The organism is Flavobacterium pygoscelis, assembly GCF_023162025.1.
Lineage (GTDB): Bacteria > Bacteroidota > Bacteroidia > Flavobacteriales > Flavobacteriaceae > Flavobacterium > Flavobacterium pygoscelis.
Map to the genome: position 1 here is coordinate 54479 of NZ_JALNUB010000009.1, position 24804 is coordinate 79282.

Below are 24804 nucleotides of genomic sequence, written 5' to 3' on the forward strand. Positions count from 1 at the left end.
TTTTATTACTACAAATTTATTATTAGAACATCTTGTAAATGAGATGTTCTAATTTTTTATATTTACTAAACTATGCGAATTGTTATACTCTACATAACATTATTTTTTTCAATTGCATCTTTTTCTCAAAAAAGAGATGTAGATTTTTTTATTGAAAAAGCAATTTTAAATACTGCTTTATTGAACGATTTGAATAATCAATCTAGTTCTTTAACGATAGATAGTTTATTGTATAAAGCCAATTTAAAACCACAGCTAAGTGTTAATTTAACCGGTAATTATGAGCCTGTAATTAATAATTTCGGATATGACACCGCCATTACTAATGGTCAAAACGTAAACGGAATAGTAAGTTTTTCTCAGAAGATATTTGGTAAAAGCCAAAAAAATAATCAGCTAGGTGCCATTACTTTATTAAAAGACAAAGTAGATTTTAATAAAAAAATCACGGCAAATGATATTACAAAAGCAATCCGACTTCAATATATCGTTACTTTTTCTGATTATTGTCAGTATCTAAATCTTCAACAACAGTTTGGTTTATTGAATAATGAGTTAGAAATTCTAAAAAAGTTCACTCAGAAATCGATTTACAAACAAACGGATTATCTTCTTTTTTTAGCTACAGTGAAGCAACAGGAAATTATGATGATGCAGATGAAAAACCAATTTGAAAATGATTTGCAAATATTAAATTATCTGTCAGGCACGAATGAAAAATCATATATAGTATTAATTCATCCTCAAATTGAATTAAAAAAACTGATCAATGCTGAGAATTCAATTTACAATCAACAATTTAAAATTGATAGTTTGAGTATTGAGAACCAAAAGCAAAACATTGCAAATACCTATAAACCGTCTGTAACTATATTAGCAGATGCCGGTTACATTTCTACTTTAACGGGACAGTATTACAAGCATTTTGGTAGTGCTGTTGGCCTTAATCTTTCGATACCTATTTACGATGGAAATCAAAGAAAACTGCAGATTACTAAAAACAAATTTGCCTCAGAAACTAACATTGCTTACAAAAGACAATTTGAGCGACAATTCAAACAACAGCAACAGCAGTTAGAATTGAAATTAAGTCAAAACGAAATGATGAATGAGCAATTGCAATCACAGTTAAAAATTAATAAAACATTACTCGACGCTTTTAATAAGCTATTAGTGACTGGAAATGCAATGATACCTGATTTTGTGATTGCGTTAGGTAACTCCTTAACCATTACAAATGCGATTGCTCAAAATAATATGGCAAGATTACTATTGATTAATGAACTTAATTACTGGAACACAAATGAAAAATAAGATAACGATACTTTTTTCAACGATACTTTTTTCAGTTTTGTTGCATTCTTGTAATAAAAAAGAAGCCGCAGTAACGGAGACTGAAACCATAATTCCTGTTACTGTAACTACAATTGACAATAAAGGAATTGATGACTTTGAAGAGGTTTCAGGAACAGTTTCTTACATTGTTAAAACGCCAATAAAGGCTATCATTACGGGATATGTTACCGCTGTCAATGCTACTACGAATGATAAAGTTGCTAAAGGAAAGCGACTGTTTTCGATAAAAACTAAAGAGTCAATTGCACTAGGTAACGATGTGAATAAATTAGATCCGAATTTGCATTTTGGGACAGCAGTTTCAATTACATCAAGTTCCAATGGTTTCATTACTGCTGTAAATGTTGAAAAAGGAAACTATGTTCAAGAAGGAGATGTATTAGCAGTTATTAATGATTCTGATAATTATGGTGTCGTTATAAATGTTCCTTTCGAACTAAAAAAGTATGTTTCTATTAACCAACAATTATCGGTTTATTTGCCTGATGGCACATCAATTTCTGCAACAGTAAAGCAATTCATCCCTTCGGTAGATACAATGTCTCAAATGCAAAGTATATTTTTAAAAATGAATTCCAATCAAGTTTTACCTGAAAACCTTATTGTTTCGGTACGTATCCCAAAATCGAATAAATCGGATATAATTACGTTGCCAAAATCTGCTATTTTAAGTAATGAAATCGAAACAGAATACTGGGTTATGTTACTCAAAAATGATTCTACCGCTATTAAAGTTCCTGTTCAAATAGGTTTGAAAAACCAAGAAAGAACGGAGATTATAACTCCTAAATTTAATGTTACAGACAGAATAGTCACTTCTGGGAATTATGGAGTAGGGGACACTATTAAAGTGAAAATTATAAATGGTAGCAAGTAATGAATAATTTTTTTGTAAAATATAAAAGCGGACTAAGTACCATTATTTTCTTGCTATTGTTAGGAGGTATTTTTGCGTATTCTAAAATGCAAACCAGTTTATTTCCTGAAATAACTTTTCCTAAAATCAAAGTGATTGCTGATGCAGGCCAACAACCTGTGGATAAAATGATGGTTACGGTAACCAAGCCATTAGAAAATGCTATAAAAAAAATACCAAACCTAAAAACCGTTCGAAGTACCACAAGCAGAGGAAGCTGCGAAATTTCAGCTTTTATTGATTGGAAATCTGATTTGGATGTTAGTAAACAACAAATTGAGTCCAGGATTAACCAAATCAGAAGTGATTTACCGGCAAATATCCAAATAACAGTCGAAAAGATGAACCCATCGATTTTGCCAGTTATTGGTTATACTATCGAAAGTAAAAACAGATCTCCTATCGAAATTAAGAAGATAGCTAATTTTACAATTAAACCATTTCTCTCGCAGGTAGATGGTGTCAGTGAAGTCCGAGTTGTTGGCGGTAAAGAAAAAGAATACTGGATTGAACTGAATCTAAATAAAATGATTGCCTACGGAATCACGCCAGACGCCATTTCGCAGGTTTTAAACCAAACTAATTTTATTACTTCCAATGGTTATTTGGCTGATAATCGCTTTTTATATTTAACCTTAACAGACGCTCAAATTGCAACAAAATCGGATTTAGAAAATCTAGTAATTTTAAATAACGGGAAAGGGATTATAACCTTAAAGGATGTCGCTAATGTCGCTTTACAGGAAGCTAAAGAATATATTAAAGTCAATGCTAATGGAAAAGAAAGTGTTTTAATTGCTATTATAAAACAGCCTAATGCCAATTTAATCACCATGTCTTCCGATATTGAATTAAAGCTGAAAGAATTGCAAAAAATAATTCCAAGTGATCTAAAAATAACGCCTTATTATGAACAAGCTAGTTTTGTGGGAGATGCCGTAAAAAGTGTTACTGATAGTTTATTGATTGGACTCTTTTTAGCAATTATTGTAGCTATTTTGTTTTTGAAATCAGTCAAAGCGAGCGCCACTATTTTAATTATAATTCCGGTTACACTCTGCGCTACTTTGTTAGTCTTATTTTTTACAGGACAAACTTTTAATATTATGACCTTGGGAGCTATAGCAGCAGCCTTAGGACTTATAATAGATGATGCTATTGTTGTGGTAGAGCAAATTCATAGAACCCACGAGGAGCATCCCGAAGAACCTACTACAGCATTATTGCAAAAAGCAATTCAGTATCTTTTTCCTGCAATGGTAGGCTCTTCATTGTGTACAATTGTTATTTTTCTTCCTTTTGTTTTAATGAGTGGTGTTGCAGGTGCTTATTTTAAAGTGCTAACGGATACCATGATTATCACTTTAGTTTGTTCCTTTTTTGTGACTTGGATATTGTTGCCTGTTGTTTATTTACTGCTTACTAAAAAAGGAAAAGTTATTTCTGACGAAAAAGTATCAAATGCGCATCATGAGGTGAAAACTCAAAATTGGGTGGGCTATTTTATTGAAAGACCCATCATGAGTTTTGTTTTTTGTGCAGTATTAATTCTTTTAATAGTTTTAATTCTACCCCGATTAGAAACTGGTTTTCTACCTGAAATGGATGAAGGAAGCATTGTTTTAGATTATGAATCGCCACCGGGCACCTCATTAGAAGAAACGGATAGAATGCTAGTTGAGGTAGAGAAAATAATTCATACTATCCCAGAAGTAGAAGCGTATAGCAGAAGAACTGGTACGCAAATGGGCTTTTTTATTACAGAACCCAATAGAGGTGATTATTTAATTCAACTTAAAAAAGACCGCTCCAAAACTAGTAATGATATTATTGATGAAATTAGATTAAAAGTAGAAACGTCACAACCTGCTCTTCGAATTGATTTTGGTCAAGTAATTGGTGATATGTTAGGTGATTTGATGAGTTCTGTTTCACCTATTGAAGTAAAAGTTTTTGGTAACAACCAAGCTGAACTTCAAAAAATAGCCAAACAAGTCGCTCATATAGTCGAAAAAACGCCAGGAACTGCTGATGTTTTTGATGGCGTTGTGTATGCTGGACCTTATATTAGTATTACTCCAAACTATAGTCAATTGTCACAATACGGCATAACTCCAGCTAATTTGCAGTTTCAACTCCAAACTTTATTAGAAGGGAATGTGATTGGTTCCGTATTAGAACTAGATAAAGCAGTACCGATCCGATTGATATATCCAAATACTCAAAATAGAAATTTAGAGGAAATAAGAAAGATTTTTATTTTTTTACCCAATGGAAAATCGATACCTATTACCACTCTTGTCAACATCTCTATCTCAAAAGGAATTGCCGAAATAGAGCGTGAAAACTTGCAAATGATGTGTGTAGTTACGGGTAGGCTAGACAATAAAGATTTGGGAACTGTGATGAAGGATATAAAAAAGGAAGTGTCTAGTCAGGTTGTTCTTCCTAGCGGGTATTACATTGATTATGCGGGAGCTTATAAGGATCAACAACAATCATTCAAAGAATTATTACTAATTTTAGTAGCGTCTTGTTTACTAGTTTTCGGAGTTTTGCTCTTTCTATTTCGAAACTTAAAAGTGGCTTTCATATTACTGTTTGTTTCGGTTCTAGGTATTTCAGGAAGTTATCTCTTACTATTTTTAACAAACACACCACTAAATGTAGGTAGCTATACCGGATTGATTATGATCGTTGGAATTATTAGTGAGAATGCTATTTTTACCTATTTACAATTTAAAGAAACGTATCAAATTTCGAATAATAAAAAACAATCGCTCGTATATGCGATCTCAACAAGGTTAAGACCTAAATTAATGACTGCTATAGGAGCAATCATTGCTTTAATGCCCTTGGCAATTGGTATTGGTACAGGTTCAGAATTGCATCAGCCTTTAGCAATTGCAGTTATTGGTGGTTTTTTGATTGCGATGCCTTTATTATTAATAGTACTGCCTAGTTTGCTATATTATTTTGATATTGAACACAAAGAATAGTAATTTGTTTTTTGCTATTGCCCAACTTTTGAGATTGATCCAAAAATTATTTAATAATTGAAATTCTATATAAAATGAAAAACCCCATAAATCATAAGATTTACGGGGTTATCTTCCCAGTTGCTTTTCAGCTCGCGGAGAAAGAGGTTCCGTTGCCTTTAAATATTTCCCAGTGATTATAGGGGTTTACGATATACTATTAAAGAACAGGGACACCCATAGGGTTACTTCCAAAGTTTTGGATTTTTTTATAATGAATAAAGGTAATAAATTTTATTAAAAAAATGAACAAATATTCACTAACAGTGCAGTTTACAGTGAATTTGGAAATGATATATTATAAATTATATTCTTTCTTGAATAGCTATTTTATTAGTAAATAACTATTATAAGATTTCATTTTGAAAACAAAAAAACATACAAACCACTGCACGAATATTTTAATTTATTCTATCTTCAAGTGCGAAACTAGGTCGTATAAGTATTTAGTAGACCATATCTCCAATTGTGTATTATCTTTTATAAATTGAATCACATCTGCTTTTACCTAGTAAAATTATTTATTCTCTCTAGTCGGTATTTAACCCATTTGATTCGATATAATACCTGAAACTTTCAATGTCATTTTTAACCATATTTTTAAAATAAGAATTAAATAATTGTGCTGCTTTATCCCCTAAAACGCCATATGGTGTTCGATACAAAATGGTGACGTCAATAGTAGTAGCCTGACCAACTGGTTTAAAAGAAACTTTTCCTACGTTCTCTATTGATGAATTATTGACTGATTTCCAGCTCAAAAATTTACCAGTTTCTTCTTTGGTTATTTTTGCTTTCCATCTTATTTTACCAACTCCCAGTGGGCCCGTAGCTGTCCACTCAGAAATTTCATGATCTAGATTTTGTACATTTTCTAAATGATTCATAAATTTAGGTAAATTTTCTAAATTTCTCCAGAAAGAATACACTTGTAAAATAGGTTTATTTACCGTTGTACTTACTGTAATATTTACGTAATGTGGATCAGCATCACTAAAGGTTTCTGCAGCATGATATGCTGGACAATATCCTGAAAGTCCACGTAGTAGCATCGCTCCACCAAACGTGTTTTTTGCTGTGCTACTTTTCTTCTGGGAAAACGCTTTATAAAGAACATAAGCACCTCCGGCAATCATTAATATCCTTTCAATTGTAGGAACATTTTTTTTAGGAAGTATATTGCTTAGTGAATACTGTTGGGATGAATTTTTATTTTCCATTTTTCGATATTTTTATGTTAGCTCCTATAAAAGTTTATTTAATTGTTATAAGTGGCTCCACGACGATGATAGATAATTTTAGATTGATAAATAAAACAATAATGTCAATTATACTTTTTTTACATTTCTAAACAATCAACCACTTTGGAGCCACTTATAATTTTCAAAATTTTAATGTTTAAAAATCCTTATAACTGTTTCACCATTGATAAACTTGAACAGGAGCATAGATTTATAATTTCAAAATTATTAAGAATCACATATTTTTCTATTACAGAATTTTTTCAAATCCTTCTATTATTATGTTCTTCTTTTTAAACTAATAATTTTCATTTCTATTTGAACCGTCTCCTATTGGATCATTAGGATCAGCGCTATTTAAAAAGTGCTCGTTGTTCTGCGGAGTTTCGTCATCATTTGTATCATTGTCCGATTGTTCATCTATATCACTTTCGTCAATTTCGTCAATTTCGTCAATTTCATCAATGTCATCCATGTCATGCATGTCATCCATGTCGTCATCATTTTCCCCATTATTCAGGAAATCGTCATTATCTTCCTCTTCATTAAGTTCTTTATTTTCTTGATCACTTAATCTATTGTCATCATGGTCAGGAGAATTGTAGGTATCTCTTTCATTTGTGTGGTCAGTCACATTTTCATTAGTTATCATGTTTTCTACACTTTCTTTTGCTACCTCTTTGATGTCACTTGTTGTTTTACTTAAATTATCCATTTTGTTGAATGTTTGAATTAATAATAAATTAAAATTAGTGAAAGAATCACGTTATCATTTACATAATTAGATTTTATACTTTATTAATTATAAGATTACTGCGAAGTGATTTAGCACATAAAAGGTAGGATTTGCATCATTCTAATAATTGCTTGCAATCAAATAAGAGATAAGAGAAATAACCATAATAAAAAGAATGACTGAAAATATTGTAACAAGTAAAGAGGAATATTTATACTCCCCTTTTTTAAGTAATTTGATTGTTTGAATGTATCGGAGATAAGCTAGTAAAATTATAAGTGCTCCGGCAATTAAGAAGCCAAAACCCATATTAACGGTATAGTCGCTAATATGTATTGGTATTTCTTGAATATTCTTAGTTGGAATATGTTTTAAGAACAGTGAAAACTTAACAGTAACAAAACCGAAAACGAGTATCCCTACAGCAGTACGAATCCACGATAGAAAAGTTCTTTCATTGGAAAGAAATTCATTTATAAAATACTTATCATCTTTATTTTCCATTATTCCGTTATCAACAATTAATAATTGTAAAATTATTTTAAAGTTTTGGAAAGGTCTTATATGTTTCGTTTAAATTGTTCCAAAATCTTTATGTTGGTTTTTGTTTTACAAGACTTGTATTGAATGTAGTTTTAATATTCCTTTAAATAGTAAGGCGCAGCAGCAACAAAATACTACATACAATTTAATTAAATTGTATGTAGTATTTTGTATTAATTTTTTATTAGAATTAAAATAATATAAATTTCTTTTATGATTCTGTAAGATGATAAGTGTGTGGATGATATAAATTTACAAAACAGAATTCAAGCTAATCTTTAATAATTAATTTTTACGTTGTAGAAACAAAAATGAAGAAAAAATTGAATTTTAGTTTAAGTCTAGCTTTAAGCTTTACATAAAAAATTGAATCGATGCTTGTTGCAAACGAAGGTCACGGGTAGTCAGGTTGTTGAAGTAGCTGTAACGGCGTATGTCCTTTCCACCCGTTCGGGCATACATAAAAAGCCTACGTCTCCATTGTTCAAGGGGAATTAGTAACACAACAATAGTCCAAGCATCGATCAATTTTTTAAAAAAAATTTCATAATGAATTTTAGTAAGATTCAGTTATTTTAATTTTTCATCTTCCATTGGATTTTAGGATAGTTTTAAGTTTTTCGTGTGAATCGCATTTAGCTTTAAGCTACTTATTTTTTTAGTTTTGCTATTACAATTACTATTTATTTACAAGTAACAAAAAGTGATATTCAATCTAGATGGTATGTTTTTTTTAATACTTAATTCAAGATTTTCATTAAAATTAAAACTTGAATTCGATTGTGGTATAAAAAGTGATAGGATCAGAGGGGATAATTCCTGGACCTGGATAACCAGTAGCTCTTCTTGTAAAATAGGTATTATTGGTAAAATTTGTTAATCCCGTTTCTAGCTTAAATTGCTTACATTTATAAGAAAGAGATATATCGCCCACATAGTAACATGGGATTTGCCCTGAAGTACCATTGCTTATTGCATTAGCACCAACCTTTGAATTAGTAGCATCAGTAAATTGAGAGGAAACGTACGAAAATTGAATACTCGCCATAAAGTTTTTATATCCTACACCAGATCCTATCTTTAAATTTAACATTGGTACAAATTCTACTTCCTTTCCTTCAATTCCTTTTTGCTCTGATCTTAAATAATCTGAACCTGTAAAAGCTGCATTTGTAAAAACATTCCACAAAAAATCATCTGACTTCACAAAGAATGTTTCAGCGATATTCCAATTTAGTAAAGTCTCAAAGCCATAAGTCAATGCCGTTCCAATATTGTCACGATAACGATAGAAAAGCCCACCTATTTCAGTATTATATTCTCCTATTTTGTCATTGTAATACAATGCGTAAACACTCGAATCGAAACTTAATTTATTTCTAAAATTTCCACGAATACCAATATCTGAAGTATATCCTTTTTCGTCAGAAATGCCAGGTGCGATTGCTTGATTAGAATTTACAGTTCGGATGTCATTGAATGTTACAGATCGGTAATTCTGAGAAATATTTCCATATACTTCTAAGCTATTTTTGGGTTTAAAACTTAGTCCGACACCAAATAAAACAAAATTTCTATCCTTGACATTCTCTTCAAAAATAGTTTCATCTAATATTATGTTTCCTGCTAAATCTCGATTAATCTTTCTGTAGGAACCATTTGCCTCTGTTCTAATTTTTTCAATTCGAAATCCAGGAGTGATAGAAAATTTAGAACTAATCTTAAAAATATTCTCACCGAATAGGGAAAAATTTAGATTTGGATAATGATAATCAGATTGGTTTTCGAAAAAAGGAAATTCATTTGTAGATAAATTAAAATCAGCATTGCTTCTTGAACTTCCTGGTCCTTGAATGCCAGTATTATTAGATTGGTAATATTTACCTCCTATCAAAAAAGCACTTAAATTATCATTAATGCTATACCTCTTAAGGTATCTCGCTTCTGCTCCCCAGTTAACAAAATCTCCAGTAATCAAATCTCGTACGGTGTCGACCTCATCCGGAATAGAAACTCTATTAGGACGGAAACCAACTGTTTTTCGGCTTGCATCTAAACCAAAAAATTGTAAAGAAAAATCAGCGTTATGTTCAAAATGATGTTTGAATCGCAGCGCATATAAATTCCAATTTACACCAAACCAATTTCGTTCACGATTGCTTTGATTTGAATTAGAATTAAACATTTCATCTGTTAAACCTCCTGCTTGATGTGCTAAGTAATTAAAATAAGTGTAGTCAAAGTGTAAAGAAGTATTTTTAGTGAATTGATAATTTAAGTTTATAAAATAATTTTTACTTTCAAAATCAGAGTTTGGTCTAAAACCATCTCCTTTTTTATAGTTTATAAAAGTATAGTAACTGAATTTTTTTGAAGTTCCACTTAAACTGCTAAAATTAGTGTACAACCCATGAGACCCAATTGTATTTCTCGTCAAAAACTCAATAGGTTTATCAACTGGTTTTCTTATTTTAAAATTTACTAATCCACCAAACTGTGTTCCATATTGAAGGGAAGCTGCACCACGAATAACTTGTATTTCTTCCAAAGCTTCAGTTGGAGTAGCGTAGTAACTTTCCGGGTATCCTAATACATCTGCACTAATATCATAATCATTTTGACGCGTATTAAAATTAGAGGTTCTATTAGGATTTAAACCTCTTCCTCCTATGCTTAATTGCAAACCTCCGTCCGAGCTTTCATTGATTGTAAGCCCTACTACTTGTGCATAAATTTGCCTTGCATTATTTGTTGCTTTATTAGCCAAAAGGTTAGAAACTGCTATAACCTCCGTTTTTTTACCAGCATAGATAGCTGTTTCCTCAATATCCTTTAGTTTATTTAATGTAAATACCTTAGCGCGTTCCTTACTTACTATCACCTCTGAAAGTGAATTCATTGCACGCAAAGTAATTACTAAATTATTGGTAGGTGCGACAATCACTTCATCTGTAATAGCATAATTATCTTTATAAAATAGAAAATTGTAAGATCCTTCATTTGTAACGATCATTTCAAAATAGCCATTAGCATCGGTAGTACCTTTTTGATTGGTACTGCTATTAATGACTTCTACCGCTACTATTTTTTTACCCATCGCGTCGTGCACAAAACCAGAAATTTTATTTTGTGAAAATACCGAGGTGGAAAATAAAAAAATTGTAAAAAATTTAAAAACCTTTGATAGTGTCATTAAATGGAAGAATCCATGATTTGTGTTGGAAAGATTCATATTCTTTAGCTAAATTTATGGAGGGATTTATATATGTTTTACTCAGTCTACCGTTTAGTGCAACGTAACTAGCGACATACACTTCAGGATTATTGACTCCTGCTTTTTTGTAATAATTATGTAAAAAATGTGCGTATTCTAAAATAAAATCAGGTTGAAAAGCCATTTGTTTTTCCTGAAAAGCAGATAGAAATTGATGATTGATTACCAAAATCTCTTGCTTTGTACGAGCATCAACAACTTTGAATTCTGTATATCCAGCTTTCTCCATTAACATTACCCGCCAAGAGAAACGAAAACCTTCCTCAGTCCAAAATAATTCACCTGGATAGGCTAAGTATCGAAAAGGGAACACTAATTGAAAAACTAAAAACAGTCCCAAAATCACACGCTTTATTAGACTAAATGAATTTAAATTTTCGACTAACACTTTTGAATTTTGAAACATTGCTATGTTAAAGTTCAATGCTTTGATAATTCTTCTCAATATTTTTAAATGGAATGAAGATTCAAAAAACACTAAACTACTTACAATCATTATGTATGGGAATACCCCAATTGGAAATAATATTTTTGTTATTAAATGGAAAATAACAACTAATACAAATGCAAACCAGCGCGTTCGTTTGTACAGTAATAAAAAAGGAATGCTTAAGTCATAAATCATTCCACTCCAACTAAACGCATAATGAACCCAACTCTCGTTTAATAAATCTCCTAGAAAGGGCAAATTTGAATTGGTAGGCAACCAAATTTTTAAGGGCATTGCCTTAAAAAGCCAATCGGAATTAATCTTAGCTAACCCTGCATAGAAATAGACAATACTTAATAATAATTTTAAAACATCTGTCGTCCAGCGTGGAATATACTCAAATCTTTTCTGGGCATTTCGATAAGCATCTATTGAAAAAAATGCGCTAGCCGGTAAAAAAATAAGAACAAAACTAATTACCGAAATAAAATAATAATGATTAAGGTAAGTGGTTTTATCCATCAATTCAATATACGTAAAACTCAGAAAAAAAATTAAGGCTGAGAATCGATATTTATATCCTAGTGCGATTCCTAGTGCTGCGATAAATGCAATGAAAAATATTAAGTAGGTGTAAATTCCAATAGGACGAACCCATTCAAATCCATAATAAGTAAAATGAAATAAGGGTTCAATGTAAAATTTGTCAACCCATCCGTAACTAACAAATCGAAGTAAACTCAAACACATCATTAAACCAAAAGCCAGCCTAAAAAAAGCTAACGTTCCGGCTGATGACTGTTTACTTAGATAATCTTTGATTGCTTTGTTCATAATTAATCTCCATCTCCATCAACATAGTCAATAGAAATATTTAATGCTTGCATCATATCTAGCTTAGTATATATAACTAATTTCTGCATAGCATCATAAGTAAGTAACATTTTTGAATTATCAGCATTTACTTGATTGGAAAAACTTTCATTCAATACTGAAGTTGAATTTAATACCGCATCATACTGCTTATTAATAGTGCTACTTAAAAGTACACCATCACGCTCCGCTTTTACATAGTCAAGGAATGATTTAAGACCTGCTCCATTTATTTCAGAAGTAGTACTTTTTCCATTAAAAAAATCTTTAGAAGACTGAATAGCAATTTTTAATAAGGTTTTTGAAATATCATTTTTATAAAACCCTTCTACTTTTTCAGGAAACTTAATTTCATTTGAAAATTTACCTGCAGCAATTCCAACTTTAGCGGTTCTGATATCTTTTTCAAAATGTTTCACAAATGCATTTGTTGTACTGTTTACTGCACTTGTAACGGAGGTACCATTGTTTTTAACGTAAGTATCTCGAAAACTTGTCTTCCAGTCATTAAGGACGACTGTGCTATTATCATTAATTTTTTTTACGACTGCTGATAAATAGTCTTTATACTTTGCTGCGTTAGCATCAGATGTATAGAACTTAAGAACACTAGCATCATCAGTTCCTAATCCATTCAATAAATAATCGATTGCTGGGTATCCTTGCTTTGCATATTGGGCATTCAAATTTAAATTATAGCTACCAGATGCTATGTTATTTTCGATTCCAGCAACATCAGTAGGATAGGTATTGCTGATTTCATTTAAACGAATTTCCTCTGCTTTACCAAAATTAAACAGCGCTACTGATTGATATGATTTATACGCCTCGAACCAAGCATTTCTCAACAAATCAAGATTTACAGTATTTGGAGTATTAAAAAATAAAGTTGTGGCACTTTCTAACAGAACTGTTTTCTGTTTATAAATTTCGTAACGTGGCACGATAATATTATCTGCCCAATTTGTCAAAAGTGCCGCTCTATCAAAAGCATTAGGATTGCTGGTAGTGTCTGTATCTGAGTCGTTTGACGAACAAGATATAATAATCCCAAGTCCGAAAAATAAAAATAATAGCTTCTTCATTAAAAATTTTTTTACAAAAATACAAAAGTCAAATAAGTTATTTGAATTTATTCTAAATTAATTTAAGGTTTTTTTATGCTCAACGAACTTTTCAAAAATGGTAGCAAATTCTGATAATTAGACAAATGTTAAATCTTAAATTTCTTCGAACTAAGAAATATTTATTAAATAAATATTTTTATATTTGCCCTTCTTTTTAATTAATCTAAATAACAATAATATGAATAAGGCATTTTTAAAAGCAGTTTTTATCTTTACAATTGGTGTGACAGTTGCATCTTGTACTAGTGATGATAAGTCTACGGAAGTTGAACAGAAAGTAACAAAGAAGCAAGTAATTGAAAATTATGCCACGATAGCATATGCTAATTACAAGCAAGCTTATGATGATGCCGTACTTTTAGAAAAAGCAGTAACAACTTTTACAACCACGCCTTCAGAGGCTAATTTTGTAGCTGCAAAAAATGCATGGAAGGTCTCAAGAGAAAGTTATGGTACGACTGAAGCTTACCGTTTTGCAAATGGACCAATTGACACCGGAGATAATGGTCCAGAAGCATTAATTAACTCATGGCCATTAGATGAAAACTTTATTGATTATGTTGATAATAATGGAACATCGACACAAGATGGAATCATTAATCAAACTCTACTTTATCCTATAATTAACAAAACTGTGCTGCTGACAATTAGTAAAACGGAGTCAGGCGAAAAGAATATAGCCGTAGGTTATCACGCTATTGAATTTTTATTGTGGGGACAAGATTTGACAGACCCATCTGAGAAAAAAGCAGGACTAAGACCTTATACTGATTATCTGCAATCTGCGGCTGGAACTGCAAGAAATCAAAAAAGAAGAGCAGATTATTTAAATGCTTGTGCCGATGTTTTAACTGATAATTTAGACTACTTAGTAAATCAATGGAAAGTTGGAGGCGATTATAGAAAAGAATTTTTAGCCTTGGCAGAAGATACAGCCTTAAAAAACATGTATTTAGGGATCACTACTCTAGCGTTAGCAGAATTGCCAGTTGAACGTATGGATGTTGCATTAGAAAATGCAGATCAAGAAGACGAACACTCTTGTTTTAGTGATAATACGCATAGAGACATCGCTTTAAATTTACAGGGAGTTATTAATGTCTATCAAGGAAAATACGGCACTATAGATGGAGCGTCCTTAGAAGATCTAGTTAAACAAGTGAATGAAACTAGTTTTACAGACACCGCTGCTTCAATAAAAGACGCACTAGCAAAAGTTGCAGCAATGCAAACTCCTTTTGATCTAGCAATCTCAGGTGGGACAGCATCAAATGAAGGAAAAAAAGTTACAGCAGGTTCTTCTGCGATTAAAGTTTTTGGAAAAAATTTACTTGCTGGAGCAGCTAAAATTGGATTAATTGTTAATGGCTAATTATATAATAATATATAACTATCAAGTGCTCTTCAAATAGAGCACTTTTTTGCATTTACTATGAAAAAGATTCTAAAAATTTTCCTTACACTTTCTCTTACAACGGTACTGGGATGCAGTAATACCGACGAAATTTATGTTGATCTGCAAGTAGATGAGAAAGAACAATATTCTGGCGGTGATTTTACTGCTTTTAATACTTCAGAAGAAGCCTTTGGTTTTGCAGGTACTAATTTGACAAATAGTGAACAGATAGATTTTGGGGTGGGCAACTCTTTTTTTAGACAAAGTTGGGTATCCGCACCTGCTTCAACAACAGCTAGAGATGGATTAGGACCTTTTTTTAATTCAGTTTCCTGTGCTAATTGCCACTTTAAAGACGGAAGAGGTAGACCACCAGCATTTGATGGTGAAAAATCTCGCGGACTATTATTGCGTTTAACTACGGAAGGTAATTATCCTGATGGAAGTGATTATGTAGATCCTATTTATGGCGGGCAGTTGCATGATAGTGCTATTTTAGGACATTCTATTAAAGGTTCCTATACAGTTTCATATCAAACAATTATAGAGAAATTTGACGACGGAACAACGGTTGAGTTACAAAAACCTAGTTACCACATTAGAGATTTAGGGTACGGAAGTCTGGGAACTTCTACAAAAATTTCACCTAGGATAGCGCCACAAATGACTGGCTTAGGACTGCTAGAAGCGATCGACGAAAGCACTATTTTGGCTTTTGCTATTGACAATAATAAAAATGAAATTTCAGGAAGGCCAAATTATGTTTATGATATACTTACAAAGTCTACCAAAATAGGACGCTTTGGATGGAAATCAAATCAGCCAAACGTTCGACAACAAGTTGCTGCAGCATTTTCTGGAGATATGGGTATTACGTCCTATTTATTTCCCAATGAAAACTGTCCACCAGGCGTAAATTGCGACGAAATCCCAAATGGTGGAACTCCAGAAATAACAAACATAAATTTAGATAGAGTAGCCGTTTATTCAAGTACACTTGCAGTTCCTGCACGAAGAAACCATAAAGATCAAAATGTATTAGCTGGTAAAAAAACTTTTGAAACTTTACAATGCGCTTCTTGCCATATACCAAAAATGAAAACTGGAAATACACACCCTATAGTGTCATTAAGAAATCAAACTATACGTCCATACACCGACTTGTTATTGCATGATATGGGTCCCGGTTTAGCTGATAATGCAAAGGATTTTAAAGCTTCAGGTAACGAATGGCGAACACAGCCTCTATGGGGTATAGGATTAATTCAAACGGTAAATAAACATACCAATTTACTACATGATGGTCGTGCCAGAAATATTGAAGAAGCTATTTTATGGCATGGAGGTGAAGCGCAGAAAAGTAAAGACGGCTATAAAAAACTTTCAGCACAGAATCGAAAAGATTTACTTGCATTTATAAATTCGCTGTAATAACTTGGCTGTTATTAATGACTGCCTTTTTTTATAAAATGTATTATCTAATTACAATTTTTATAATTTTGAAAGGAAAGACTGAATATTTTTATAACATTCTAATGTCACTTAAAACTAATTTAAAATATGTCCTTTTAACGTACTTTCATTAGATCAATTATGTAATTGTAGTACAACAATTATGTAAATTTGATAACAGGTTGTAGTATTACTTTTATTGTCATAAAAATTAAAAAATCACATTACTGAAAACAGGTATTTTACTTGTTTAGAAATCAATTAATTCATTTAAAAATATTTCTAAAGTTTCATAATATCCTTAATAAAAGTAGTGTTTAAATAGACTTTAAAAGATGGAAACTACACCGCAAGCTGCAACATCATTTTATGATTATCAGCAAAGAGATATAGCAACAATTTTTGACACAATAAAAAGTGAAGTAAAAAGCAAGCTTTTATACCAGTTGCCAACTGGTGGTGGAAAAACTATGGTTTTTTCTGAAATAGCCAGACAATTTATTGAGCAATATGGTCAAAAAGTAATGATAATAACGCACAGGAAGGAACTTTCTAGACAAACTTCAACTATTTTAAGAAAGCTTACAGTTCACAATCGAATTATAAATAGTAAGAGTAATACTTTTATAAATCGTTCCAACTGTTATGTAGCGATGGTTGAAACATTGCGTAATAGAATTAAAGCAAAGAAAATTAAGACTAAGGAGGTAGGACTTGTCATTATTGATGAAGCGCATCATAATTCATTTAGAAAATTAACTAAGAGCTTTAAAAATGCGTTTGTAATTGGAGTAACAGCAACACCTTTCAGCTCTGATATTTCAAAACCTATGAATCGATATTACAGTAAGCTTATTACTGGAGAAAGCATTGGAAATTTAATTGATAAAGGTTTCCTTTCTAAGCCCAAGTCATTTATTTATGAAGTAGAATTGAATTCTTTAAAAACTGGAATCCATGGAGATTTCACAGTTAGTTCCTCAAATCAATTGTATAGTTCTGCTCCAATGCAGGAATTGTTACTGAATAGCTATAAAGAAAACGCTTTAGGTAAGAAGACCTTAATCTTTAATAATGGAATTGCAGTTTCGCAACAGGTAGAAGAAAATTTCAAAGCAGCTGGAATACCAATAAGACACTTAGACAATAAAACTTCTGATGAGGAACGTAAGGAAATCTTGAAATGGTTTAGAACCACGAAAGATGCCGTTCTTACTTCGGTATCTATTCTTACAACCGGTTTTGATGAACCGTCAATTAAGCATGTAATATTAAATAGAGCCACGACATCGATTACTTTATATCATCAAATGATAGGACGAGGAGCAAGAAGACTATCTTCAAAGAAATCATTTGGAATTACTGATTTAGGAAACAATATTCAGCGATTTGGACCATGGGAAGCTCCTTTAGATTGGAATTACATTTTTAATCATCCAGATGCTTTTGCTAAAAAATTAAATTATCAAGCAAGTTCTGCTTCAGCTGCACAATCAAATGCCATTACAGCAGAAATGCGAGCGCTTTTTCCTAATACATTAGAAATGGCTTATGATATAGAAGAGAATTACCAGGAAGCGATTGATAACGATAGAAAACCAAAAACAGTCATTCAACAATCTATTAGACAACATACAAAGATGTGCTTAGATAATTCAGAAACATTGTCTCAAGCTATAGCTTTAGCAGTAGAATTACTTCCTGAAATAGAATGGCGCGTGAAGCAATACGTAAAATGTCTTGACAACGCGAGCAAGAATTATAAGGAATGGCTAATTGAAGATTATCAAAATCGCCTTAAAGGTTTGATTATAAAATTGTATTCTAGAGTAAATACATTATAAAATGTTTAAATATGAATAGTGTGAGTTTCTGTTACTGTGTTTAGGTACAGTAAACAAGAATTTAAAAAACTTAATTAAAACTCAATAATAATAAATGGAATTTATAAAATTAAAGAGAAAAATTGCGATAGTTGGAGGTGGTCCAAGTGCATTATTTATGTATAAAAGATTAATCGAATCAGGATTTAATCATTTTGAAGTTGAAATCTTTGAAAAAAATAACAATTTAGGGTCAGGTATGCCTTACAGTCCGTTAGGAGCAAATATCGAGCATGTAACAAACGTGTCTGATAATGAAATCCCAAAAATAGTTACGTCAATTTCTGAGTGGATACATACGGCACCTAAAAATTTATTGGAAAAGTTTAAAATTTGCCCAGATAATTTTAGTGAATACAAGGTTTTACCGCGTTTGTTTTTTGGTCATTATTTAACTGCCCAATTTGAATTATTGCAGCAATCGGCTGTTTCAAAGTCTATCTATACGCAAGTTCATTATGGAACTACAGTAACAGATATTGATTATGATAAAAGGAGTAAAGAGATTTGCATTAAAACTAGTGATAGTATAAGTCAATTTGATGATGTAATTATTTGCACTGGACATAATTGGCCCATTCGTTATGAAGGAAAAATTAAAGGCTATTATGATGCTCCATATCCACCCTCCAAATTGGCTAAACAGTTTAATCATAGTGTAGCAATTAGAGGTTCTTCACTTACGGCTATTGATGCAATTCGTACCCTTGCTAGGAGTAATGGTTGTTTTTATAAAAATGATAACGATGTTTTAGAGTTTCGTTCTGATGAGAACAGTCCCGAATTTAAAATTATAATGCATTCGCGAAATGGTTTATTACCAGCAGTTCGATTTCATCTAGAGGATTCGCATTTAAATAGTGACTCTATACTAACAGAGGAAGAAATTCTATTACACAGGAAAAAGAATGATGGATTTCTCTCATTAGATTTCCTATTTCAAAAAAACTTTAAAGATGCTTTTATTGAAAAAGATTATGAATTTTATAAAAGCATCAAAGATTTATCTATTGAAGAATTTGTAGATAAAATGATGGATTTAAGGGAAAGAATTGAACCATTTCTGCTCCTTAAAGCAGAATATGTTCAGGCTGAAAAGTCTATTAAGAGACATGAAAGTATTTACTGGAAAGAAATGTTAGCGGTTCTAAGCTTTGCTATGAATCACCCTGCAAAGTATCTTTCTGCGGAAGACATACAGCGCCTACAAAAGGTACTTATGCCTTTAATATCACTTGTGATAGCTTTTGTGCCTCAAGAATCGTGTAGTGAGCTTCTAGCTTTGCATCAAGCGGGTATTTTGCAAATTGTTTCCGTAGGTGAAGATAGTGTTGTGGAACCGGTTATTGAAGGAGGAATTAAATATAAGCTTTATGGTGACCATGATAAAGAAAATATTTTTTACTATGAGACTTTTATTGATTGCATAGGTCAGCCGCACTTATCTTATGAAGATTTCCCATTTAAAAGTATGCGGGATCGAAAAATTATAACCCCTGCAACTTTTAGATTTAAATCTACAGAAATTGCGAAAAGCACATTAGATGCAGCAAGTTGTATCGTCACAGAGGATAGCAATCATAATTACTACTTACGTGCTTCAGGAATTGCAATCAATGATAATTATCAAATTATAGACCAATATGGCGCATATATTAAAAACGTTTATATAATGGCGGTGCCTTATATTAGTGGTTTTAATCCAGATTATTCTGGATTAGATTTTTGTGAAGCAGCTTCCTTACGTATTGTCCAAAGTATTTTTGCAGAGGTATAATGTCTAAAATTTTGAATTTCAAAATTTTGATAAGTTTAAAAAAAATTATAAAAATTAATTTTATATGTTAATATTTTTCAACAAAATTAAATATAGTATTGATTAATTGACAACTTAGTTGCACAATTTAAAGTGTAAATTTTACCATGAATGAAGTTTAAATTATTATTAAATATAATTAAAAGAAAACCAGGTTAACAAAAAAATGTAGTCATTGAGTTTATTTATCAACATTTTAACCTTCAGTAACTGATAAATAAAATAAAGTTTCTTAACATACACGTCAATTTAAGAGAATTCGAGGTAGTTAAAATTCTATTTACAAAATTTATAGTTGTTCTTTATCTGTTTAGAATCAATTGCCAAAAATCAATTTTTATAAGTTAGTGTAATAATTTAAAATTATAAATTTATAAAGTATCGAAGCTTAAGTAACGGTTTATAATTTTACTACACTGATTATATCATACCATCTTATTCCTTGGTAAATTAATTTCATGAGCTCTTGGATAGGGATCTCTGCTAGTTCTACTCACATCTTCTTTGATATTTTCCTGAGTGATATACTGATGATCTTTGGCATCAGAATATCTTGGATCAGGGACAAAAGGCATTTTAGCCATTTTTAAAATCGTAACTGTAGGGAAATGATAGTCTACTTCGACTATTCCTAATAGTAAATAACAGCCTCCACCTTGAAAAGGAAACTGAATTAAGTTATCCGGAAAGTGCGTTGTATCAAAGTAATTACCTTCATGATCAATCCAAGTTCCAAAGTACATGGTTCCCCTTACCGTAGGAACTTGTTTTCTAGAAATTAGGTATGCTAACATGCGAACTTGCTTTTTATGATGCAGGATTAAATCTTTAGCCATTACATCACCGCGAAAAGGACTTTGCAATAAATCAAAAACGGTAAATGAAGTGGGGAAGTCTAAAAGGTCAATTTCGTCAAAAGCATCTTCAAAACGAGAGCGTTCTAGAGTTGGTAATTTATATTCCTTTACTGATTCTTGCAGCAATAACATTTGATTGTCAGTTACAGATGAATTAAATAGCAAGCTCGCTAAAATTAGTAGTTGGTTTTTAGTTTTTCCAGTTTCACGAAAAGCACCAATAAATATTAAAAGCTTCAAACTTTCTAAACCTATTTTTACTCTGTTGCAAAAATCCTCCATAGAAACATAGTCTCCATGAAGTTCGCGTTCCTTTAAAATAGCATTCGCTAATTTTTCGGGAAGACCTTGTAAATGCATAAATCCCAAATAAATCGAATCACCATAAAGCGTTGTGGTGAACTCACTTTTATTTACACATGGATTGTGGATAGTTGCTCCAGCCATTCTTGCTTCATGAACATAAACTTCCGTTCTATAGAACCCTCCTTGATTGTTTATCACAGCAACCATAAATTCAATAGGATAATATACTTTTAAATATAGACTTTGATAACTTTCAACTGCATAAGATGCCGAATGCGCCTTACAAAAGGAGTATCCTGCAAAAGACTCTATTTGCCTGTAAATCTCTTGACTAAGCGCGTCTGCATGACCTTGTTTAGCACAGCTTTCAAAAAAGTGATCTTTTACTTTTTGTAAAGCTGTTAAGGATCGTCCTTTTCCGCTCATAGCTCTTCTTAAAATATCGCCATCAGCTGCAGGTAATCCGCCATAATGCAAAGCAATCTTAATTACATCTTCCTGATAAACCATAATTCCATAAGTTTCTCCAAGCTGCTCTTCAAAAACTTTGTGGAAATATTCAAACTGGTCAGGATGATTGTGTCTAAAAATATATTCTTTCATCATTCCAGACTTAGCTACTCCAGGACGAATGATAGAAGAAGCAGCCACTAATATTTTATAATTGTCACACTTTAAACGACGAAGTAAACCACGCATAGCAGGACTTTCAATATAAAAGCAACCTATTGTTTTTCCTTGTGATAAAAAGGAATTGGCTTTAAGTTCATTTTTTGAAATTTTAGTATCTCTTATATTGATGCGTATCCCTCTATTTTTAGCAACTAGTTTCACCGTATCATCAATATGACCAATTCCTCTTTGACTTAAAATATCAAATTTTTCAAAACCGATAGATTCGGCAACGTGCATATCAAATAACACAATTGGAAATCCCTTTGGTGGCATTTCTAATGGCGTGTAAGTGGTGATGGGATCTTCAGAAATTAAGATTCCGCACGAATGCATACTGCGCTGGTTAGGATATTTTTCTAATAACATTCCATATTCCTGCACTTCCTTTACCACACTATTATTCTGCTGCAAACGCATTGGATTCTTGGCAAGATGATCTAATTCGTCTTTTGGTAAACCAAAAACTTTTCCCACTTCTCTAAAAATAGAGCGGTATTTAAATTCCACATTAGTTCCGCAGAAAGCTACATTCTCATAGCCGTAGCGATTAAAGATATATTCTAATATTATATCCCTTTCCTGCCAGCTCCAGTCAATATCAAAATCGGGAGGACTTTTCCTATTTTCATTTAGAAAACGCTCAAAATATAAGTCTAGTTCGATAGGACAGATATCTGTAATCCCTAAGCAATAGGCAATGATAGAATTAGCTCCACTTCCTCGACCAATATGTAGAAACCCTCTACTGTTACTGTATCGAATAATGTCCCAAGTGATTAAAAAGTAACCGCTAAAATTTAATTCATTAATAACTTTTAACTCTTTTTCTACTCGAGCTAAAGCGGCAGGATTTTCTTTTCCATAACGCCAGTTCATACCTTGATGCGCTAAAGTGGTTAACAATGCAATATCACTTTCTCTTGAATTGGTGTAATATTTTTTATTCTTTGGCGTGTCAAAATCGAATTGAAAATCGCAGGACTCAATTACAGCATTAGTATTAGAAAGTATTTGAGGGTACTCTTTATACGCTGCAATTAAGCGTTCTTGCGACACCATCACTTCTGAAGTAGTCGCAATATCAGATGGTTCTAATTTTGATAACAGAATATTGTTATCGATGGCACGTAATATTTTATGGAGCTTGTATTCTTTTTTGGTTCTAAAAGTAACTGGCTGAAGAATTACTAATTTGTCAAAGTTCCCTTTGTATCCAAATAGTTTGCCCACCTCTTCAGGTCTGATTCCAATATATTCATTTGTTTTTAAAAATGCGGGTGCACTTTCAAAAGCATAAATAATTAGTACAGCTTCAAAAGTAGGAGCTTCTACAGGGAGAGCAATATCTTTAAAGTTGTGATGGGTTAAAAAGCGGTTCATTTCTGCTAATCCACTTGCATTTTGAGCTAAACCAATATATCTAAATTCACTATTTGATCTAAATTCAATGCCTACTATCGGCTTTATGTTTACATTTTTACAAGCAGTAATGAAATCATAGATTCCAGTAACGGTATTAATGTCAGTAAGTGCCATTGCAGTTAGCCCACAAGCAACCGCCTTCTCGATTAAGTCATCGAGAGGAATTGTTCCATAGCGCAATGAATGATAAGAATGGCAATTGATATACATAATTTATGATTTACGCTTTAAAATAATGTCTTTAGAATTAGGCTTCAAAGATGCTCCTGCACAACGCATCACAGAGTCATAACCATAGCGACTTTTCATTTTATCCATAGCAGCATAGAGTGAAAGCATTTCCTCTGTATCTTCAAAAAGATCTATTTGATACGTTCCACGAACTAAACCGCTAAAACGGATTCCAACTAATCGCAAGCGCATTCTCCGCTGATATAAAAGATCAAAAAGTCCTAATACTTTTTTAGTAAGTAAATGGTCTGCTGATGTATAAGCGATTTTGCATTGTCTGGTTTCTGTATCAAAATTAGAATAGCGAATCTTGACAACAATAGTTGAAGTAAGCCATTCTTCTGAGCGCAATTGAAATGCTAGTTTTTCAACCATTCCTGAAAGAATTGATTTTAAGTGCACAATATCAATAGTGTCTTGCGTAAATGTATGCTCGCTTGAAATTGCTTTACGTTCCGTATAAGGCTCCACGGGATTATTGTCAATTCCGTTAGCTTTTTTCCAAATCTCTACTCCATTTTTGCCAATCATTCTTTGCAACACTTCTGCAGGCATTTCAGAAAGAGTCTTTATAGTTCTAATCCCAATTCGTGATAAAAGTTGAAAAGTAACATCACCAACCATAGGTATTTTTTGGATTGATAAGGGATTCAGAAAGTTTCTTACTTGGTCTTCAGGAATATCTAAGTGTCCTTTTGGTTTTCCCTCTCCAGTTCCTATTTTAGAAACTGTTTTATTAATAGATAGAGCAAAGCTTATCGGTAATCCAGTTTCTTTCAATACCCGCTGTGCTAGGTCATTTGTCCATTGGTAACAACCATGAAAACGATCCATTCCTGTTATATCGAGATAGAACTCATCGATACTTGCTTTTTCAACTATTGGTGCTTTTTCTTGAATTACTTCTGTAACCAAATGGGAAAGTTGAGAATAACGTTCCATGTCTCCTTTAATGACCTTGGCTTGCGGACAAAGTTTTAAAGCCATTGCTGTAGGCATAGCAGAACGCACTCCAAAACGTCTTGCTTCATAAGAGCAAGAAGATACAACTCCACGATCTCCTCCACCAATAATTAGAGGGATTCCTTCCAGCTGAGAATTATTCAACCTTTCGCACGATACAAAAAAAGTATCTAAATCCATATGTACAATTGAGCGTCTCATTTTATTTAATTTGAAATTTCAAAATTAGTACATATAATAACATTTTTTAGTATATTTGTTGTTATAAA

15 protein-coding genes are annotated in these 24804 nt (G+C 32.1%); 7 read left to right on the forward strand and 8 right to left on the reverse strand.

Annotation, left to right across the window (positions count from 1 at the left end; all coding sequences use genetic code 11):
• Positions 1-72 precede the first annotated feature (72 nt).
• Genes MW871_RS13675 through MW871_RS13685 form a run of 3 tightly spaced genes read left to right on the forward strand, consistent with a single transcriptional unit; the run spans position 73 to position 5271 of the window.
• Positions 73-1314: a TolC family protein gene (locus MW871_RS13675; RefSeq protein ID WP_248429031.1), complete on the forward strand. Its 1242-nt coding sequence runs from the start codon at positions 73-75 to the stop codon at positions 1312-1314.
• Positions 1304-2233: an efflux RND transporter periplasmic adaptor subunit gene (locus tag MW871_RS13680; RefSeq protein ID WP_248429032.1), complete on the forward strand. Its 930-nt coding sequence runs from the start codon at positions 1304-1306 to the stop codon at positions 2231-2233. Before MW871_RS13675 ends, MW871_RS13680 begins: the two co-directional genes overlap by 11 nt.
• Positions 2233-5271, forward strand: a complete 3039-nt coding sequence (locus MW871_RS13685; RefSeq protein WP_248429033.1) for an efflux RND transporter permease subunit — start codon at positions 2233-2235, stop codon at positions 5269-5271. The genes MW871_RS13680 and MW871_RS13685 overlap by 1 nt, the downstream gene beginning before the upstream one ends.
• 569 nt (positions 5272-5840) lie before the next feature.
• Here the strand turns inward: MW871_RS13685 and MW871_RS13690 are convergent.
• The 6 genes from MW871_RS13690 to MW871_RS13715 all read right to left on the reverse strand — a co-directional run bounded on the left by MW871_RS13690 (position 5841) and on the right by MW871_RS13715 (position 13492).
• On the reverse strand, positions 5841-6530 hold the full coding sequence (locus MW871_RS13690; RefSeq protein WP_248429034.1) for a YgaP-like transmembrane domain: 690 nt from the start codon (positions 6528-6530) through the stop codon (positions 5841-5843).
• A 319-nt stretch (positions 6531-6849) separates the two neighbouring features.
• On the reverse strand, positions 6850-7266 hold the full coding sequence (locus MW871_RS13695; RefSeq protein WP_248429035.1) for a hypothetical protein: 417 nt from the start codon (positions 7264-7266) through the stop codon (positions 6850-6852).
• A 141-nt stretch (positions 7267-7407) separates the two neighbouring features.
• Positions 7408-7791 carry a YidH family protein gene (locus MW871_RS13700; protein ID WP_210645972.1) on the reverse strand — a complete coding sequence of 128 codons (384 nt, stop codon included), beginning with the start codon at positions 7789-7791 and terminating at the stop codon, positions 7408-7410.
• An 802-nt stretch (positions 7792-8593) separates the two neighbouring features.
• Positions 8594-10939: a TonB-dependent receptor family protein gene (locus MW871_RS13705; protein WP_345799465.1), complete on the reverse strand. Its 2346-nt coding sequence runs from the start codon at positions 10937-10939 to the stop codon at positions 8594-8596.
• A 61-nt stretch (positions 10940-11000) separates the two neighbouring features.
• Positions 11001-12368 (reverse strand): HTTM domain-containing protein, encoded by a 1368-nt coding sequence (locus tag MW871_RS13710; protein WP_248429037.1) that lies wholly within the window; start codon positions 12366-12368, stop codon positions 11001-11003.
• 2 nt (positions 12369-12370) lie between these two features.
• Complete coding sequence (locus MW871_RS13715; RefSeq protein ID WP_248429038.1) at positions 12371-13492, reverse strand: imelysin family protein; 1122 nt, start codon at positions 13490-13492, stop codon at positions 12371-12373.
• Positions 13493-13712: 220 nt separating this feature from the next.
• Here MW871_RS13715 and MW871_RS13720 point away from each other — a divergent pair, with 220 nt between their 5' ends.
• From MW871_RS13720 to MW871_RS13735, 4 genes are all read left to right on the forward strand, one after another.
• Positions 13713-14906, forward strand: a complete 1194-nt coding sequence (locus MW871_RS13720; protein WP_248429039.1) for an imelysin family protein — start codon at positions 13713-13715, stop codon at positions 14904-14906.
• Positions 14907-14966: 60 nt separating this feature from the next.
• Positions 14967-16361: a di-heme oxidoreductase family protein gene (locus tag MW871_RS13725; RefSeq protein WP_248429040.1), complete on the forward strand. Its 1395-nt coding sequence runs from the start codon at positions 14967-14969 to the stop codon at positions 16359-16361.
• Between the two features lie 356 nt (positions 16362-16717).
• Positions 16718-18226 carry a DEAD/DEAH box helicase gene (locus tag MW871_RS13730; RefSeq protein WP_248429041.1) on the forward strand — a complete coding sequence of 503 codons (1509 nt, stop codon included), beginning with the start codon at positions 16718-16720 and terminating at the stop codon, positions 18224-18226.
• Between the two features lie 94 nt (positions 18227-18320).
• Positions 18321-20042 carry an FAD/NAD(P)-binding protein gene (locus MW871_RS13735; RefSeq protein WP_248429042.1) on the forward strand — a complete coding sequence of 574 codons (1722 nt, stop codon included), beginning with the start codon at positions 18321-18323 and terminating at the stop codon, positions 20040-20042.
• A gap of 464 nt (positions 20043-20506) precedes the next feature.
• Here the strand turns inward: MW871_RS13735 and MW871_RS13740 are convergent, their stop codons facing one another.
• Both MW871_RS13740 and dinB read right to left on the reverse strand, forming a co-directional pair.
• The gene (locus tag MW871_RS13740; RefSeq protein ID WP_248429043.1) at positions 20507-23551 is read right to left on the reverse strand and encodes a DNA polymerase III subunit alpha; all 3045 of its coding nucleotides are present in this window, start codon (positions 23549-23551) and stop codon (positions 20507-20509) included.
• Positions 23552-23554: 3 nt separating this feature from the next.
• Positions 23555-24736 (reverse strand): DNA polymerase IV, encoded by a 1182-nt coding sequence (gene dinB / locus MW871_RS13745; RefSeq protein ID WP_248429044.1) that lies wholly within the window; start codon positions 24734-24736, stop codon positions 23555-23557.
• Between the last annotated feature and the right edge of the window lie 68 nt (positions 24737-24804).